16 protein-coding genes are annotated in these 18,257 nt (G+C 63.5%); 4 read left to right on the forward strand and 12 right to left on the reverse strand.

The annotated features are described in order from the left end of the window. Window positions 1-45: 45 nt before the first annotated feature. The 11 genes from AWR36_RS09935 to AWR36_RS09985 all read right to left on the reverse strand — a co-directional run bounded on the left by AWR36_RS09935 (window position 46) and on the right by AWR36_RS09985 (window position 13,463). Window positions 46-1,368 carry an adenylosuccinate synthase gene (locus AWR36_RS09935; protein ID WP_067084334.1) on the reverse strand — a complete coding sequence of 441 codons (1,323 nt, stop codon included), beginning with the start codon at window positions 1,366-1,368 and terminating at the stop codon, window positions 46-48. 204 nt (window positions 1,369-1,572) lie between these two features. Next, entirely contained in the window at window positions 1,573-2,757 is a 1,185-nt protein-coding gene (locus AWR36_RS09940) for an ATP phosphoribosyltransferase regulatory subunit (protein WP_067084335.1), read from the reverse strand. A 205-nt stretch (window positions 2,758-2,962) separates the two neighbouring features. Beyond that, window positions 2,963-3,838, reverse strand: a complete 876-nt coding sequence (gene hflC, locus AWR36_RS09945; protein WP_067084337.1) for a protease modulator HflC — start codon at window positions 3,836-3,838, stop codon at window positions 2,963-2,965. A 10-nt stretch (window positions 3,839-3,848) separates the two neighbouring features. Continuing rightward, window positions 3,849-5,000: an FtsH protease activity modulator HflK gene (gene hflK, locus AWR36_RS09950; protein WP_067084338.1), complete on the reverse strand. Its 1,152-nt coding sequence runs from the start codon at window positions 4,998-5,000 to the stop codon at window positions 3,849-3,851. Window positions 5,001-5,085: 85 nt separating this feature from the next. Further along, window positions 5,086-6,399: a ribosome rescue GTPase HflX gene (gene hflX / locus AWR36_RS09955; protein WP_067084340.1), complete on the reverse strand. Its 1,314-nt coding sequence runs from the start codon at window positions 6,397-6,399 to the stop codon at window positions 5,086-5,088. A gap of 200 nt (window positions 6,400-6,599) precedes the next feature. After that, window positions 6,600-6,884 carry an RNA chaperone Hfq gene (hfq, locus tag AWR36_RS09960; RefSeq protein ID WP_067084342.1) on the reverse strand — a complete coding sequence of 95 codons (285 nt, stop codon included), beginning with the start codon at window positions 6,882-6,884 and terminating at the stop codon, window positions 6,600-6,602. A 186-nt stretch (window positions 6,885-7,070) separates the two neighbouring features. Next, complete coding sequence (gene miaA / locus AWR36_RS09965; RefSeq protein WP_067084975.1) at window positions 7,071-7,994, reverse strand: tRNA (adenosine(37)-N6)-dimethylallyltransferase MiaA; 924 nt, start codon at window positions 7,992-7,994, stop codon at window positions 7,071-7,073. Between the two features lie 90 nt (window positions 7,995-8,084). Then, a complete protein-coding gene (gene mutL, locus AWR36_RS09970; RefSeq protein ID WP_067084344.1) occupies window positions 8,085-9,977 on the reverse strand; it encodes a DNA mismatch repair endonuclease MutL in 1,893 nt (630 codons plus the stop codon). A gap of 60 nt (window positions 9,978-10,037) precedes the next feature. Then, entirely contained in the window at window positions 10,038-11,348 is a 1,311-nt protein-coding gene (locus tag AWR36_RS09975) for an N-acetylmuramoyl-L-alanine amidase (RefSeq protein ID WP_067084346.1), read from the reverse strand. Window positions 11,349-11,421: 73 nt separating this feature from the next. Next, window positions 11,422-11,928 (reverse strand): tRNA (adenosine(37)-N6)-threonylcarbamoyltransferase complex ATPase subunit type 1 TsaE, encoded by a 507-nt coding sequence (gene tsaE / locus AWR36_RS09980; RefSeq protein WP_231745300.1) that lies wholly within the window; start codon window positions 11,926-11,928, stop codon window positions 11,422-11,424. 53 nt (window positions 11,929-11,981) lie between these two features. Next, entirely contained in the window at window positions 11,982-13,463 is a 1,482-nt protein-coding gene (locus AWR36_RS09985; protein WP_067084348.1) for a bifunctional ADP-dependent NAD(P)H-hydrate dehydratase/NAD(P)H-hydrate epimerase, read from the reverse strand. A gap of 129 nt (window positions 13,464-13,592) precedes the next feature. Between AWR36_RS09985 and queG the strand changes: the two genes are divergently transcribed. Then, entirely contained in the window at window positions 13,593-14,705 is a 1,113-nt protein-coding gene (gene queG / locus AWR36_RS09990) for a tRNA epoxyqueuosine(34) reductase QueG (protein ID WP_067084351.1), read from the forward strand. Window positions 14,706-14,721: 16 nt separating this feature from the next. Here queG and orn read toward each other — a convergent pair whose 3' ends face one another. Continuing rightward, complete coding sequence (gene orn / locus AWR36_RS09995; protein WP_082679526.1) at window positions 14,722-15,264, reverse strand: oligoribonuclease; 543 nt, start codon at window positions 15,262-15,264, stop codon at window positions 14,722-14,724. Window positions 15,265-15,441: 177 nt separating this feature from the next. Here orn and rsgA point away from each other — a divergent pair, with 177 nt between their 5' ends. Genes rsgA through asd form a run of 3 tightly spaced genes read left to right on the forward strand, consistent with a single transcriptional unit; the run spans window position 15,442 to window position 18,184 of the window. Then, entirely contained in the window at window positions 15,442-16,473 is a 1,032-nt protein-coding gene (gene rsgA / locus AWR36_RS10000) for a small ribosomal subunit biogenesis GTPase RsgA (RefSeq protein ID WP_067084353.1), read from the forward strand. A 33-nt stretch (window positions 16,474-16,506) separates the two neighbouring features. Then, window positions 16,507-17,313 (forward strand): sulfurtransferase, encoded by an 807-nt coding sequence (locus AWR36_RS10005; protein WP_067084355.1) that lies wholly within the window; start codon window positions 16,507-16,509, stop codon window positions 17,311-17,313. Between the two features lie 16 nt (window positions 17,314-17,329). Next, complete coding sequence (asd, locus tag AWR36_RS10010; RefSeq protein ID WP_067084357.1) at window positions 17,330-18,184, forward strand: archaetidylserine decarboxylase; 855 nt, start codon at window positions 17,330-17,332, stop codon at window positions 18,182-18,184. The last annotated feature ends 73 nt before the right edge of the window (window positions 18,185-18,257 follow it).

Here is an 18,257-nt window from a genome sequence, read left to right on the forward strand (position 1 = left end):
CGGAGCCGGCCGGGCGGGCGCCCGGCCGGGGTCTGGCGGTTTGAATCAGAGACTGGGGTTGTGGATGCCCATTTCGCACAGGGCGGAGGACTCACGCACGATGGTCTCGTTGCGGTCCGGGCCGGTGGAGATGATATCGATAGGGGCACCCACCAGCTCCTCGATCCGGGCGATATAGTCCCGTGCCGCCTGCGGCAGGTCTGCCTCGCGACGCACGCCGAAGGTAGTGTCGCTCCAGCCGGGCATGGACTCGTAGACCGGCTCCACGCCCTCCCAGCCGGCAGCATCGAAAGGCACAGGCACTTCCTCGCCATCGCGGTTGCGGTAGCCCACACAGATCTTCACCTCTTCGAGGCCATCCAGCACGTCCAGCTTGGTCAGGCACAGGCCGGAGATGCTGTTGATGCGAATGGCGTGGCGCACGGCCACGGCGTCGAACCAGCCGGTGCGGCGCTGGCGACCGGTGGTGGCGCCGAACTCATGGCCTTTTTCACCCAGGTGCCGGCCTACGTCACAGCCCAGCTCAGTGGGGAAAGGACCACCACCGACCCGGGTGGTATAGGCCTTGGTGATGCCCAGCACGTAATCCAGGTACAGCGGCCCGAAACCGGAACCGGTGGCGGTACCGCCCGCGGTGGTGTTGGAGGAGGTCACGAACGGATAGGTGCCGTGGTCGATATCCAGCAGGGAGCCCTGGGCACCCTCGAACAGGATATGCTCACCGCGCTCACGGGCCTGGTGCAATGCGTCGGCCACATCGGTGATCATCGGCACCAGCTCATCGCGCCACTCTCTGGCCTGGGCCACCATGTCCTCGTAGCTGACCGGGTCCACCTTGTAGTACTGGGTCAGGGCAAAGTTGTGGTATTCCAGCAGCTCTTTTAACTGGGCACAGAAGCTGTCCCAGTTGCACAGGTCGCCGAGGCGCAGGCCGCGACGGGCCACCTTGTCCTCGTACGCCGGACCGATGCCGCGGCCAGTGGTGCCGATGGCCTTTTCACCACGGGCTTTTTCCCGCGCCTGGTCCAGGGCCACGTGGACCGGCAGGATCAGCGGGCAGGCGGGGGACAGGCGCAGGCGCTTGCGCACCGGTACACTTTTCGCTTCCAACTCGCCCATCTCTTTCAGTAGTGCTTCCGGAGAAAGCACCACGCCGTTGCCGATCAGGCAGGTGACGCTCGGGCGCAGGATACCGGAGGGAATCAGGTGCAGGACGGTCTTTTCCCCGTCGATTACCAGGGTATGACCCGCGTTGTGTCCGCCCTGGAAGCGCACCACCAGCGAAACTTTCTCGGTCAGCAGGTCGACGATCTTGCCCTTGCCCTCGTCACCCCACTGGGTTCCGAGCACCACTACATTCTTGCCCATTGCGTAAATCTCTGAATCGTAAATTCCCGAAGGACTGTCCCGTGCCATTCCGGACCGGATGGCAGCAGGCCCAGGTTGCGAATGCGGTGCGACCGCGCTCGCGTCTCTCAAGATGGGCGGGGGAAATCGCGACGGCCACGCCCATCGAGCGGCCCGGGACAAACAGTGCTCGCCCCGCGAATCCCAAAATCATAGACCGAAGCGTCAATTGCGGGGTTGCACCAGCCAGTCATCGCCCCGCTGCACCAGCTCCCGATCACAACGGGCACGCACCTCACCCTCGGCGCCGTCAGGTAACGCGGTGATCACCACCTCACCCTCGCGGCGCAGCTTTTCCACCGCCTGCCAGAGGGTATGGTCATCGCTCTCTGGAGCGAGGATAGCAGCGCCCTCCTGCCAGAAGCCCTTGCCGAGCTGGTTCAGTGCCACCAAGTCGGTACTGAATCCCGTGGCCGGACGCTCGCGACCGAACACCGAGCCAATACCGTTATAGCGACCACCGTTGGCCAGCGCCTGGCCATGACCCGGCGTATAGGCTGCAAACACCAGTCCGGTCTCATAGTCGTAGCCGCGCACTTCACTCAGGTCGAAAAACAGCTCGACCTCCGGATAGCGGCGGGCCAGCGCATCGGCACAGTGCTGCAGGTCGGCCAACGCCGCCTCCAGCGCCGGCGGCGCATTGGCAAAGACCTCTTGCGCCCTTGCCAGGCAATCGCTGCCCCCCGCCAGATCCGGCAGAGCCCGCAACCACTGTGCGCAACGGGAATCATCGACATTGTCGGCAACCCAGCGGTGGATATCTGCAGCGGCCTTGCTCTGCAGCAGCGCGAACAACGCTTCGCGACGCTCGGCATCCAGACCTGCGGCCTCGGCGAGACTGCGGTAGATGGCCACATGGCCGAGATCCAGGTGAATGCGGTCGATGCCGGCGGCTTGCAGGGTCTCCAGCATCAGGGAGATCACTTCGATATCCGCAGCCAGGCTATCGACACCATACAGCTCGGCGCCAATCTGTATCGGCGCGCGGGAGCCATGCACACTGCGCGGGCGGGTATGCAGCACCTGGCCGGCGTAACAGAGCCGGTTGGCGCCGGCGCGGGGGAAACTGTGCGCATCGATACGCGCCGCCTGCGGCGTGATATCGGCGCGAATACCCAGAGTGCGGCCGGAAAGCTGATCGGTCACCTTGAAAGTGCTGAGGTCGATATCACGCCCCATGCCGATCAACAGGGAATCGGTGAATTCCACCATCGGGGGAATGACCAGTTCGTAGCCCCAGCTGTGGTACAGGTCCAGCAGTCGTCTGCGCAGGGTTTCGATGCTCTTGGCATCCGCGGGGAGAATCTCGGCGATGCCTTCCGGCAACATCCAGCGATCGGCTTGGGTCATGGCTAATGATGGCTCAGGACATTCGCGACGGTACAGGGAGGGGCCTCGAAACCCCCTCCACCCAGGAGGGACCGGAACCGGCAATGCCGCTTAAAGCCGGGTCCCACACACGAAAAAACCGGGCGACGCCCGGTTTGCGTGAGTTTACCACCAAGTCCCGGCGGGACGGTAGGGGGGCGTGCTGCCGCCCCCACTGGGGCATTTGTTACTGATTGCCCTCTGCGTCTTTCAGGTAGCGGAAGAACTCACTGTCCGGCTCGATCAACAGCATATCGGCGCGGTCGTTGAAAGACTCCTTGTAAGCCTTGAGGCTGCGGGTAAAGCGATAGAACTCCGGGTCCTTGCTGAAAGCTGCAGCGTAGATGGAGGTCGCCTCGGCATCACCGGCACCGCGCAACTCCTCGGCCTCGCGATAGGCCTCGGATTCGATCTCCACCACCTGGCGGTCGGCATTGGCGCGGATACGCTCGGCGGCTTCCTCACCCTTGGCCCGGTGATCCCGCGCCTCCAGCTCCCGTCCGGCGCGCATGCGCTGGAATACCGACTCGGATACCTCCGGCGGCAGGTCGATGCGCTTGACGCGGACATCGATCACTTCCACACCCAGGTTGGTCTTGGCCACCTCGTTCAGGTTCTTGGTGATCTCCGCCATCAGCTCATCGCGCTCACCACTGACAACCTCGTGCAGGTCGCGCACACCGAACTGGTTCCGCAGCCGGTCGTTGATCTGCTCCGACAGCAGGCGCACCGCATTGCGTTCATCACCGCGGGTCGCGACGTAATGGCGCTTCACGTCAAGGATGCGGTACTTCGCGTAGGAGTCCACCATCATGAACTTGTTTTCCGCGTTCAGCATCCGCACCGGGCTGGAGTCCACAGTCTGGATACGCGCGTCGAAACGACGCAGCTGATGCACCAGCGGAATCTTGAAGTAGAGGCCGGGGGTGTAATCCGCGCGGACCACTTCACCGAAGCGGAGCAGAACCGCCTTCTCGGTTTCCTTGATCACAAACGCGCTGCTTGAAACCGCCAGTAAGGCGACCAGCAGAGCGGCAATAATGACTAGCGTTCTGTTGTTCACGTCCTACCTCCTAGCGAATGTTGCCGCCGCGGCGATTATTGTTGGCCTCGCTGCGCAGACGTTCGATCACGCGCTGGGAGACTTCCTCGATCATGGCGGAGGAGGTTTTGTCACCGCGTTTGCTGGTGCTATCCCCGCTGCGCTCGGCGATCTTGTCCAGGGGCAGGTACATCATGTTGTTGCCGCCCTCGACATCCACCATCACCTTGGAGGTGTTGCTCATCACTTCCTGTACCGTGTCCAGGTACAGACGCTCGCGAGTCACTTCCGGTGCCTGCTGGTATTCCTGCAGCAGCTTCTCGAAGCGGACGGTTTCACCTCGGGCCAGCTCTACTACCTGGGTCTTGTAGGCCTCGGCCTCCTCAAGAATCCGCTGGGCGCGACCGCGAGCCACCGGGATCACCTGGTTGGCGTAGGCCTGGGCCTCGTTCTTGAAGCGCACTTCGTCCTCGCGGGCCTTGGTGACGTCATCGAAGGCATCCTGTACTTCGCGGGGCGCCTTGGCGTCGGTCAGGTTGACCACATCAATTTGGATACCGGTCTGGTAGAGATTCAGGTACTCCTGCAGGCGTTCCTGGGTATCCGCGGAAACCTGGGTACGGCTCTGGGAGATCACGCCATTCAGGGAGGCGGAACCCACCACGTGGCGCAGTGCGCTGTCAGTTGCCTCCTGCAGGCTCTTGAGCGGATCGCGCACACGCAGCACGAAGGACTCGGCATCATCGATATGCCACTGCACCGTCAGTACTACCTCAACGATATTGGCATCCTCGGTCAGCATCTGGCCGGTGGTGCGCTCGGTCCGCACCTCGGTCACGTTGACCTTGGTTACGTGGTCGATGATGGGCGGATTCCAGTGCAGGCCCGCACCCTCGGTGGAATGGTATTCACCCAGACGCAACACGACGGCGGACTCGTTGGCATCCACTTGGTAGAAGCCCCAGAGACCATAGAGCACCGCGACAACGATCAGCGCCGGCACCCAGGGAAACTTGCCGCCGGATTCAGGACCGGAGGATGAGGAGCCCCCTCCGAACAGTCCATTCAGCTTCTGCTGCAGTTTGCGCAGCAGCTCGTCGAGATCCGGCGGGCCGTCGTTGCGGTTACCGCCACCTCCACCCCAGGGATCTTTGTTATTACCACCCGGCTCGTTCCAGGCCATCGAAATACTCCAACTCAGTTCATTAACCTTATATACGGCGAGATTCTAGCACCCTTCGGCACCGAATTGCCGCCGTGCAACCTGCTCAGCCGGCATCCGCCGCAGAGTCAGGCTGCCAGAGCGGCGACGTCGCGCTCTCTTTGTACGGCGCCAGCAGACGCTCCAGATCGCCACGGGGCAATGTCAGCGCCAGCTCGCAAGCGCCGTCATCCAGGTAGCGCTCGTCGCGGACCGCATTGATCTCATGCAACTGGGCACGCAACCGGCCCTGCTCGGGCGCCACTACGAGATGACCGCTGACCATCTCCTCCCCGAGTCGCTCGGCAATGGCCTCCACCAGAAGGTCACAGCCCTCTCCTGTCACTGCCGAAAGCCAGACCGCACGCGGCATGCCGTGCTCATCGCGGTCGATCCCGGGCTCACGATCCTGCAACAGGTCGATCTTGTTGTAGACCAGCAGCTGGGGAAGCTCCCCCGCGCCGATTTCCGTGAGGACTTCCTGTACCTCTTCCATCAGGGTCAGGCGGTCCTCGGCCGCTGCATCGACCACATGCAAAAGCAGCGAGGCATTGCTGGCCTCCTCTAGGGTGGCACGAAACGCCTCAACCAGCCGGTGCGGCAGGTGGGAGACGAATCCTACCGTGTCGGCCAGAATCATGGCCCCGACATTGGGCAGCTCCACGCGGCGCATGGTCGGATCCAGCGTGGCGAACAGCTGGTCCTTCACGTAGACACCGGCATCCGTCAGGCGATTGAACAAGGTGGACTTGCCCGCGTTGGTATATCCCACCAGGGATACCGTGGCGACTTCCGCCCGCGAGCGGGCCCGCCGGCCCTGCTCGCGCTGGCGCCGCACCTTCTCCAGGCGCTTCTCAATCGAGTCGATACGCGCGCGCAGCAGTCGCCGGTCGGTCTCGAGCTGGGTTTCACCGGGACCGCGCAGGCCAATACCGCCCTTCTGCCGCTCCAGGTGCGTCCAGCCCCGCACCAGGCGCGTGGACATATGGCGCAGCTGGGCCAGCTCGACCTGCAGCTTGCCCTCATGGGTTCGGGCCCGCTGAGCGAAAATGTCGAGGATCAGGCCGGTCCGATCCAGCACCCGACACTTCAACTCCCGCTCGATATTGCGCTCCTGACTGGGCGAGAGAATGTGATCGAAAATTACCAGCTGCGCGTCGTGCTCCCGAACTGCGGCCTGGATTTCCTCCAGTTTGCCGCGCCCCACAAAGGTCTTGGGGTCGGGGGTTGCCCGCTGGCCAAAGATAAAGGTCACCGGATCGGCACCGGCAGAAAGGGCCAGCTCCTCGAACTCCCGGGGGTCCTCCGGGCTGTCGATAGCGGACAGATCCAGGTGCACCAGCACAGCCAGCTCTCCGGATTTCGGTCGTTCAAAAAACAAGGGTAACTCTCTTTAAGGGGCTCATAACGGGGCGAGTATCTTTCGGGAGACACGCTGCCGCGGCGGGCGCTCGGCCTCGGCACTTGGCTTTTGAATCGCCTTTCGTACCAGCCAAATGGCAGGCGCCCCGGCATGCCGGGGCGCTGCAAATAATAGAGCGGCGACGACAGCGCCGCTCAAGGACGGGGTTCGGAGTCGGCTCAGCCGAAAGTTTCCCGCTCACCGCCCTCGCCGTGACCCTCAGCGCCCTGCTGGGCCGCCGGGTTCAGCAGCGGAACCCGCACCGCACGGGATGGGACCACAGTGGAAATCGCGTGCTTGTAAACCATCTGGCTTACGGTGTTTTTCAACAATACAACAAACTGGTCGAAGGATTCGATTTGCCCCTGAAGCTTGATACCGTTCACCAGGTAGATGGAAACTGGGATGCGCTCTTTGCGCAGAACATTGAGGTAAGGGTCTTGTAAGCTGTGCCCTTTTGACATCTTTTTTCTCCTTGTCAAAAGCTGGAAGCAGTATGCATCCCATAATCGCACTCGCGAAAGCCGCGAGCTAAAGAACGGTTACGGTTGAATACGCGTATCGATAATAGAGCCCAAAGTCGGGGGGCTCTGTGAAACAAACTGACTGAATGGGCCGCCAATAGGATGACCCATCCACGTTATGGCTGCTCATGTGAGAAATTTCAAGGCTTCTGCCAACATTTCGTCATTTTTGCGCACCCGCCCCGCCGCGTCTTGAGTATAGATTCGCGCCAAATCCTGCCAGCGTCGCAACCAGGTCAGCTGACGCTTGGCCAGCTGGCGGGTGGCGGCAACGCCGGCCGCCACCATTTCCTCATAATCGAGCCGTCCCTCCAGGTACTGCCACACCTGGCGATATCCCACTGCACGGATCGCCGGCAGGTCCTCATGCAGGTCACCGCGGCCCCGCAGGGTGCGCACCTCATCCACAAAACCGGCCTCCAGCATGCGCTGAAAACGCAGCGCGATGCGCTCATGCAGCAGCGCCCTGTCTCGCGGCACCAGTGCCAGCTGGCGCAGGTCGTAATGTTCGGCCACAGAATCCTGTGCTTGTTCCCGCCGGAGCTCTGAGAGCGGTTTGCCCGTCAGCCGATAGACCTCCAGCCCACGCTCGATGCGCACGGAATGATTGGGGTGCAATTCCGCCGCCAGCTCCGGGTCCACAGCCGCCAGCTCGCGGTGCAGTGCAGGCCAGCCCTCCCGCTCCGCCTGCGCCTCAATTTCTGCACGGACAGCAGGGTCGGCCTCGGGGAGCTCCGCCATGCCCTCGAGCAGCGCGCGAAAGTAGAGCATGGTGCCGCCCACCAGCAGTGGCGTACGGCCGCCAGCCACAATCTCGGCCATCGCCTGCAAGGCATCGCGGCGAAACTGTCCGGCGGAATAGGATTGGGAGGGATCGCAGATATCGATCAAGCGGTGGGGATAACGGGCCAGCTCTTCCGGGCTCGGCTTGGCGGAACCGATATCCAGGCCCCGGTATACCAGGGCGGAATCCACGCTGACCAGCTCAACCGGCAGCCGGTCCGCGAGCGCCATGGCCAGATCCGTCTTGCCGGAGGCGGTAGGCCCCATGAGAAATATCGCGCGCGGCTTGTTTGCCAACTCACCCTCCAACTCACTCTCCAGTCTGGCGGTCAAAATGGAGTGCTCCGGGGCGGCCGCTCACTGGCCGCGCAAAAACCACTTGTCCATGTCTGCCAGTTTAACCTGCGTCCAGGTAGGGCGGCCGTGGTTGCACTGGCCACTGCGCTCGGTTCGCTCCATGTCCCTGAGCAGGGCGTTCATTTCCGGCACTGTCAACTTGCGGTTGGCCCGCACGGAGCCGTGGCAGGCCATGGTGGAGAGGATCTCGTTGATCCGCTCGCCGATGCGGTCGCTCCCCCCCTCGGCCAGCAAATCTGACAGCACATCACGGACCAACTGCTCCACTTCCGCACCGTGAAGCATGGTGGGCACCTGGCGCACCAGCAGGGTTTCCGGGCCAGCCCGCTGCAGCACGAAACCCAGGGACGAGAACACTTCACTGCGCTCCTCGAAGCAGTCGGCCTCGCGCTGGCTCACCGCCAGGCTCACAGGCACCAGCAGCGGCTGCGCCTGGATGCCGCCGGCGGCATGCGCAGTCTTCATGCGCTCGTAAACAATGCGTTCGTGGGCCGCATGCATGTCCACCACGATCAGGCCGTGCTGGTTCTGGGCCAGGATATAGATACCGTGCAACTGGGCCAGGGCGTAACCCAGCGGCGGCGCCTCGCCATTCTCAGAGGCGACCGGCGCTGCAGCCTCCCCGGTGGGCCAGGGCTGGGCCAGCTGCGCACTGGCTTGAGGCGCTGCTGCCCCCGGTCCGGCTTCCGCCACACCGGGTACACCCTGGTAGGGCTGGTGCAGGGTGGCGTAACCCTGCATCTGCTGCTGCAGATCCCCCGTCGATGGCGCCGAGGACAGCGGCATCCGCTCCTGGGCGGCAAATTCCCCCACGGCCACGCCGGTCACCGGTTGCGGGCGCACCTGCGCCAGTTCGTTATCATCCCCTTCCCCATCCCGGTCTCCCGGGCGCACCGACGCCAGCGCACGATGCAGGCTGCCGAACAGGAAGTCGTGCACCAGGCGGCTATCGCGGAAACGAACCTCATGCTTGGTGGGGTGGACGTTGACATCCACCGAGGCCGGATCCAGTTCCAGGTAGAGCACAAACGCCGGATGGCGGCCGTGGTACAGCACGTCGGCAAAGGCGCGACGCACCGCATGGCTGACCACTTTGTCGCGGATAGCGCGACCGTTCACATAGAAAAACTGCAGGTCGGCCTGGGAACGGGAGAAGGCGGGTTCCGCCACCCACCCCCACAGACGCAGGCCGCTGCGTTCCACATCGATATGCAGTGCATTCTGCATGAAAGCGGGACCGCACACCTGGGATACGCGGCGCTCCATCTCCACCCGGCCGCTGCCAGCGCGCAGGTTGTGCACGCCCTTGCCGTTATGGCGCAGGGTAATGGAGACGTCGAAGCGCGACAGCGCCAGGCGCTTGATGGTGTCGTCGACCCGGTTGAATTCGGTCTTCTCGGTACGCAGGAATTTCCGCCGTGCCGGGGTATTGAAAAAGAGGTCGCGCACATCGACGGTGGTGCCGCGGGGATGTGCTGCGGGTGCCAGCTGGGCCTGCATATCGCGCCCCTCGGCGCTCACCTGCCAGCCCTTACCCGAATCATCGCGGCTGCTGGTCATGGTGAGCCGGGCGACCGAGGAAATACTGGCCAAAGCCTCGCCGCGGAAGCCCAGGGTTGCCACCGCTTCCAGATCCTCCAGCGCGTGGATCTTGGAGGTGGCGTGGCGGGCCAGGGCCATGGGCAGATCCTCGCGGTCGATACCGCGGCCGTTGTCGCGCACCTTGATCCGCTTGATGCCGCCATTTTCTATTTCGACATCGAGTCGGGAGGCACCCGCATCGAGGCTGTTTTCCAGCAGCTCCTTGATTACCGAGGCGGGGCGCTCGACCACCTCACCAGCGGCGATCTGGTTGGCGAGGCGCGGGGTGAGCTGCGCAATCTTGTCGTGCATAAAAAGAACATCGGCCCGCCTTGCGGGCTCTTGCAGGGAATTTATCGGCTCGCTTCGCGCTCAGCTCGACGGGATATTGAGGGTCTGACCCACCTGGATCACCGAGGTGTTGATCCCGTTCAGCCGTTTCAGCGAAGCAACCGAAACATTGTATCTCGCGGCAATACCCGACAGGGTATCGCCGCGGGCGATGGTGTGGCGGCGATCCAGCCGGTCACGGTTCACAGCAAGCCAGCTGCCTGCCGGCGGGCGCGTCGTGAAGTGCGCCACTATACCGTCGCTCAGCTTTTGTGCCAGTCGCCGCTGAAATGACGGGTCGCGCAGGCGGCGCGCCTCCTGCGGATTGGTGATGAAACCCGTTTCCACCAGGATGGAGGGCACATCCGGTGAGCGCAGTACGGCAAAATTGGCCTGCTCCACACGCTTCTTGTGCAGGTGTGTGACCACACCCAGCTGCTGAAGAACGCTGGCACCGATATCCAGGCTGGCATTCATGGTGGCCGTCATGGAGAGATCCAGCAACACACCTGCCAGGGTGTCGTCCTTGTCGCCCAGGTTCAGGCTGCCGGCACCGCCGATCAGGTCCGACTCGTTTTCCCGCTGGGCCAGGAATCGCGCCGTCTCACTGGTGGCCCCGCGGGAGGACACCGCGTAGACGCCTGCACCGCGGGCATCTTTGCGGGTGAAGGCATCCGCGTGAATGGAGACGAACAGGTCCGCGCGCATCTTGCGGCCCTTGTTCACACGTTCACGCAGAGGAATGTAGTAGTCACCGGTGCGCACCAGCTTGGCCTTGAAGCCCGGCCGCCCATTGATCGCCTTCTGCAGCTGGCGACTGATGGCCAGCACCACGTCCTTCTCCCGCAACCCGCCAGGCCCCAGGGCGCCCGGATCTTCACCGCCGTGGCCTGCGTCGATGGCGATCACCACATCCCGCTCGCGGCTCACCTGAAGAACGGTTTTCTCCTCCTGAGCCACCTTGTCGTAAAGGTCGATCACCAGGCGGTCCGGCAGATTGCCATGGCGACGCAGCGCAAAACTGCGCGGGCTGATCTGCTGCTTGAGGTCGAGTACCACCCTCAAGTCGCGCTGGTTCTGCCGCGCATGGCGCAGTCCCTCGATGGGGGTATTACCGAGCTCCAGCCCCTCGAGCGCCGCCGCAAGCTGTGCATTGCTGATGTCCACCACCACCCGGTGCGGCGAAGAAAGTGTGAAAAGCTTGTGCTCTGCCGGCCCACTGAGGTCGAACACCAGGCGGGTGTGATCCGGCGCGCGCCAGAGACGCACACCTTCAATTTCCGTCGCCAGGGCCGGGGGCGTGAGCACCAGGGCCACCACAAGGGCGAACAATCGGATTGAGGCTCGCTTCATCCTTTCTGTCCCGTTGGTTATTGCCTTTATCGGGTCAATCCCTTCCAGCAAGACTGCCTATCTACTGTTGTATTTACAGCAATTTTCCCGCGACCGCGAGTACCCTCTGCCCGCTGGGCGAATGGGCGCTGACACTGAGCTGCCGACCATTGTCCGCAACCGTCAGCGCGACTTCCAGATCCGGCTCCGGCAGGATGCCGGTACCGCGCTGGGGCCACTCCACCAGGCTCAGACTGCCGGGGGCAAAGTAATCACGCACCCCCATAAACTCGAGCTCCTCCGGATCGCCCAGACGGTAGAGATCGAAGTGATACACACGCCAGTCGCCCATCTCGTAGGGCTCCACCAGGGTATAGGTGGGGCTTTTCACTGCGCCATCGTGGCCGAACGCTCGCAACACACCGCGGGAAAAGGTGGTTTTGCCCGCACCCAGTTCACCGAACAGATAAAGAGTCAGCCCCGCGGACAAGCCGCTGGCGAGGCAGGCCTTGCCGATGGCCGCGCCGGCGGCAACTGTCGCCTCCTCATCGGGCAGATCCCGTTCCAGCGTTGGCTCCATGGTGCGCCCCTTACCCTGCATCGTTAACACTCCCGTCCCGGCCTATCCAACCGACCGCGCTCAGCGCCGCCGGTTCAATCCACCAGTTTCCGCACCCAGGGCAGCAGGTCCGTTGCCAGCAAACCGCGCTGGCCATCGGCCGCCGCGCGATCACCGGCGGCACCGTGAAGCCACACCGCAAGGCGCACTGCGTCGACGAGAGGCAAACGCTGGCCGATCAGCGCCGCAATGATGCCCGTCAGCAGGTCGCCCATGCCGCCGGAGGCCATACCCGGGTTGCCGCCATTGATCAGGTCGACACCGCCATCGTGGGCAATCAGTGTTCCCGCCCCTTTGAGTACCACTACGCCGCTGAACTTCTCCTGAATTGCCTGTGCCGCGGCGAGGGGATCTGCCAGTACCGCATCCGTATCCCAGTCAAGCAGGCGCGCCGCCTCACCGACGTGCGGCGTCAGCACCCAGTCGTCGCGCCGGACACCCGCCAGCACCCTGCCGCCGGCGAGAATATTCAGTGCATCGGCATCCACCACCAGCGGCACTTCGGCGCGACCGGCACGGGCCAGCAACTGCTCCCCCCAGGGAGCGCGGCCGAGGCCGGGCCCCACCGCAATCACATCGGGGATTTCCAGCAGGGGCTCCAGCTCCTGGCCGGATATCACCGGGTGAGCCATGACTTCGGGGCAGCGGGTTAACGCGGCAGAGAGATGCTCGGGGCGTGTCGCCAGGGAAATCAAGCCAGCGCCGCAGCGGGCGGTAGACTCCGCCGCCATCAGCGCCGCGCCGCCAAAACCCTTGTCCCCACCCACTACCAGCACGTGCCCGAACTGGTTCTTGTAGGCATCGAGGGGACGCGGAGTGAGGCGTGGGACACTGGCTCCGGTATAGCGCCACACCAGCGGATCCAGCCCCCGGTATGCCTCTGCAGGCGCACCGAGGTCCTCAAATATGACCTCTCCGCACGTTGCCGGACCCCGAACACAGTAGAGCCCGAGCTTGCGACCGATAAAAGTGACGGTCACGTCCGCCTGCACGGCCTTGTCGCCGTGGCCGGTATCGGCGTTCAGGCCCGAGGGCACATCCACCGCCAGCACCGGCGCAACACTGCGGTTGATGCGCTCCACCGCGTGGCCCACCGGCTCGCGCAGTTCACCACTGAACCCGGTACCCAGGAGCGCATCGACGATCACGGTATCGCCGTCTTCCGTATCCAGCTCGGTCAGCGACTGGACCACATGGACACCCTCCTGCAGCGCAAATTCATAGGCGGAGAGTGCGTCGCCACTGAGCTTTTCCGGCGGTACGCAGGCATAGGCCGTGACCGGGATCTGCTTCTGCGCGGCCAGCCCGGCTACTACATAGCCATCCCCGCCGTTGTTGCCGCCGCCGCAGAACACCTGCAAGCGCCGCAGGTCGGGCCAGTGCACCATCAGCTGGGCAAAAGCTCGACGACCGGCCCGCTTCATCAGGACAAGGGAGGGAATGTCGAGTGCGGCGATCACGCGCCGATCCAGTTCCCGAACCGATTCAGCGCTGTACAGGGGTTGAGGCGTATCCATGCGGCTCCCGCGGTGTGGTCAAATTTTAATCTGTGGCAAAATAGCCGACCGGGCCCGGTTCGGCGCCCTTATGCGCCGCAAAGTATACCGTTACGGGCGCGCGAATTGTTCCCCGCTGCGAGAGAGACCATGAACCAGGCCGCACTCGCCGAGCTGGCAGCCCTGATCAAAGACTGGGGCCGCGAACTCGGCTTCCAGCAGATCGGCATTACCGACTGTCACCTGACGGAGGATGCCGAGCACCTGCGCGCCTGGATCGATGCCGGCCACCATGGCGATATGGACTGGATGGCGGCCCACGGCGACAAGCGCTGGCGCCCTGAAAAGCTGGAACCCGGGACGCTTCGGGTCATCAGCGCGCGCCTCGACTACCTACCGCCGGATACGGAACCGGTGCGGGTCCTCAAGGATTCCTCCAAGGCCTATGTCTCCCGCTATGCCACGGGGCGCGACTACCACAAGCTGATCCGCAAGCGCCTCGCCCAGCTGGGCGAGCGTATCGAACACTTCTGCGATGAGCGGGGTATTGAGGTAAAAGGCCGGGCATTCACTGACAGCGCACCGGTGATGGAGCGCGCCCTGGCGCAGAAAGCAGGGCTGGGCTGGATCGGCAAGAACTGCATGCTGATCAACAGTGGCGCGGGTTCCTGGTTTTTCCTCGGCGAGCTGTTCACCTCCCTGCCGCTGCCCGTGGACGAGAGCGATGAACCCAACCAGTGCGGGGAGTGCAGCGCCTGTCTGAAGGTCTGCCCCACGGACGCGTTTCTGGGCCCCAACCAACTGGATGCCCGCCGCTGCATTTCCTACCTGACGATCGAGAACAAGGGGCCCATTCCTGAAGAATTCCGCGAGCCCATGGGCAACCGGGTGTTTGGCTGCGACGACTGCCAGATCATCTGCCCCTGGAACCGCTTCGCGCAGCCCACGGCAGAGCGGGACTTCCACCCACGCCACGGTCTCGCCGACGGCGACCTGCTGGCGCTGTTCCGGTGGTCTGAAGACGAGTTTCTGCAGCGCACAGCCGGCTCTGCCATCCGCCGCATCGGCTATGAGCGCTGGCAGCGTAACCTGGCCGTTGCCATCGGCAATGGCGAGCCTGCTGCCGAAGCCATCGCTGCACTGGAATCCGCCCGGGGCAACGCGACACCGCTGGTGGCGGAACATATCCACTGGGCGCTCCAGCGACTGCGCAGCGGGCGTCGTCGCCGGCGCAAGATCCGGCGCCAATTGAACCAGGACTGAGGGTCAGAGCCAGAGGTCAGGAAAGCCGGAAGAAATGCTCCCGGTAGTGCTTGAGCTCGTCGATACTGTCGCGGATGTCATCCATCGCCAGGTGACTGCTGTGTTTCTTAACGCCCTCGAGCACATCCGGCCGCCAGCGGCGGGCCAGCTCCTTGACGGAACTGACGTCCAGGTTGCGGTAGTGAAAATAGCTCTCCAGCTGCGGCATGTATTTGACCAGGAAGCGACGGTCCTGACCGATGGAGTTACCGCACATGGGCGAGGCCCCCTCCGGCACCCACTGGCGCAGGAAGTCGAGGGTCTCACGCTCTGCTTCGCGCTCGGTGATGTGGGAATCGCGCACCCGCTGGACCAGCCCGGAACCGCCGTGCTGCTCGGTATTCCAGTCATCCATTGCCGCCAGCAGGGCATCGCTCTGGTGCACCGCCATCGACGGCCCTTCGGCGAGAAGGTTGAGCTTGGAATCCGTGATGATGGTGGCGATCTCGATGATGCGCTCCTTTTCCGGGTCCAGCCCGGTCATCTCCAGATCGATCCAGATAAGGTTGTTTTGATCCACGCGCGGCCTCCTTTTGCTTGCGCGAACGGTAGCGCAAAGGTCCGCGCATGCAAAGCACAGGGCTCCGGAGCGCGCAAACTGAGCCTCCTCAGGTGAAAAACGACGCCCCCGGGCATGCCTCAAGCTATAATCCGCGCAAACCTTACCGGGAGCCCGCACGGTGCAACCTACCCGCCGATGAGCAAGCGCAGACTCAATCGACGCCAGCAGTGGCGTATCGCCAAAATCCAGGAAGAGCGGGAGGCCCGCGCGCGCAAGCGTGCTGAGAGCGCTGAACAGGCGGTGGAAGAAGGAGATCTCGGCCCGGAACAGACCGGGCTGGTGATTGCCAACTACGGAACCCAGGTACTGGTGGAGAGCTCTGAGGACTCCGAACTGCGTCAGCGCTGCCATGTGCGCGCCAATATCGAAACACTGGTCACCGGCGACCGCGTCGCCTGGCGCCCTGCCGTCAGCGAGCGCACCGGTGGGCTCGGCGTTGTGGGTGCACGGTTGGCCCGCCACTCTGAACTGCAGCGACCGGACCGCTACGGTGACCTGAAGACAGTCGCCGCGAATATCGACCGTATCGTGATCGTGATCGCCCCCAGGCCAGAGCCTTTCGCCAACGCCATCGACCGCTATCTGGTCGCGGCAGAAAGTACCGGCATACCGCCGCTGCTGCTGCTGAACAAGATCGACCTGATTGACGACAGCAACCGGCGTCACCTGCAAGACCTGCTGGCCCCCTACCCCGCACTTGGCTACCCGGTGCTGGAACTTTCCACCAAAACCGGTGAAGGGCTCAAGCAGCTGCTGGCGACACTGGCGGAAGGCACCAGTGTGTTCGTCGGCCAGTCCGGTGTGGGCAAGTCCTCGCTGGTCAATGCGCTGCTGCCGGAGGCAGGGGCCCGTACCGGCGCCCTGTCCGAGGCGACCCAGAAGGGCACGCACACCACTACCGCAGCGGAACTCTTTCACCTGCCGAGCGGTGGCGATCTGATAGACTCGCCCGGCATCCGCGAGTTCGGCCTGTGGCACATGAGCGAGCAGGCCCTGCTCGAGGGTTTTGTGGAATTTCGGCCCTTTATCGGCCACTGCCGATTCCGCGACTGCCGCCACCAGGGTGAACCGGGCTGCGCCATCAACGAGGCACTGGCGCGCGGGGATATCACCGAACGGCGTATGAACAGTTTCCTCCACCTGCGCAACAGCCTGCAGGAAGAGTGAGTCCCAGCGACCAACAGGAACAGGGAGAGCCTTTTGTCACAATCATTGCCCTTGATCGTCGAGCCGGAAGCACTGGCTGCGCAACTGGAGCGCGAAGACCTGCTGCTGGTGGACCTCAGCACCCCGGCCAATTACCAGAGTGGCCATATTCCCGGGGCTGTCCACGTGCCCTTCCAGGCCCTGATGGCGGGCACTCCGCCAGCACCGGGCAAGCTGCCCACCGCCGAGCGTCTGACCGAACTGTTTCGCAGCATCGGTTTGCGGCCGCAACACCACGTGATCGCTTTTGATGACGAGGGCGGCGGCTGGGCCGGGCGTTTTCTGTGGACACTGGAGGTGATCGGTCACCGCCAGTACAGCTACCTGAACGGCGGCATGCACGCCTGGCGCGCGGCCGGCCTGCCACTGACTACCGAGCTCCCGGTGGTCCAGCCCAGCGATATCGAGCTAGAGATCCATACGGACCCCATGATGGAGGCGGAGGAAATTCAGCAACAGCTCGGCGACTCCAGCTTCCGCGTATGGGATGCCCGCTCGCCGCAGGAATACCGCGGCGAGAAAGTGCTCGCCATGAAGGGCGGCCATATTCCCGGCGCCGTGAATTGCGAATGGACCCAAATGATGGATCCCAAGCGCGATCTGCGTATCCGCGAGGACGCCCGCGAATTTCTCGCCAGCGTGGGGATCGACGATAGCCAGCGCATCGTCACCCACTGCCAGAGCCATCACCGGTCGGGATTTACCTGGCTGGTGGGCCAGAGCCTTGGCCTCGATATCCGCGCCTACCCGGGCTCCTGGAGCGAATGGGGCAACCTGCCCGACACCCCCACCGAACAGTAATTTTTTTGAGCTTGCTATGAATCCCAAATTGTTTGCCACATTGCAGTACCTGACTCCACAGCACACCCTCTCCCGTGCAGCCGGCTGGCTGGCTGAGACCCGCAATGCCTGGGTCAAAGAGCGCTTTACCGGTTGGTTTGTGGATAAGTACGGCGTCGACATGAGCGAAGCGCAGGAACCCGACTATACCGCTTACGCCAATTTCAATGATTTCTTCACCCGCGCACTCAAGGAAGGCGCGCGCCCGATCGCCGAGGGGGAGAAAGCAGTCGCCTGCCCCGCCGACGGCCATGTCAGCCAGCTGGGCGAGATCCACAACGGTCGCATTTTCCAGGCCAAGGGCCACGACTACAGCCTGCTGGAACTGGTCGGTGGCGACCCGCAGTTGGCCGCACAGTTTACCGGCGGAAATTTCGCCACCGTCTACCTGTCGCCGCGGGACTACCATCGGGTCCATATGCCGGTGGATGGTGTATTGCGCAGCATGGTGCATGTGCCCGGGCAGCTGTTCTCGGTCAACCAGGTCACCACCGAAGAGGTTCCACGCCTGTTCGCCCGCAATGAGCGGGTCGTCTGCGTCTTTGATACCCCGGCCGGCCCCATGGCCATGGTATTGGTGGGCGCGATGATTGTGGCCAGCATCGAGACGGTCTGGTCGGGGCTGGTAACCCCGCACAAACGGCGCATCCGCACTACCCACTATGGCGACAGCAAGCCGATCGCCCTGAAGAAAGGGGAAGAAATGGGTCGCTTCAAACTCGGGTCCACGGTGATCCTGCTCTGTGGTGCAGACCGTGTGGACTGGCTGGAATCACTTGGCGCCGAGAGCCCGGTGAAGATGGGGGAGGAAATCGGGCAACTGGCGCAATAGCGCCGTCAGCTGGAATTCAACCCCGGGCCGCGGCAGCTTGATGGCGCGGCCCGCAAGGAAACTGAAAGAAAGT

Origin of the sequence: Microbulbifer flavimaris, assembly GCF_001641755.2 — a bacterium.
GTDB lineage: Bacteria > Pseudomonadota > Gammaproteobacteria > Pseudomonadales > Cellvibrionaceae > Microbulbifer > Microbulbifer flavimaris.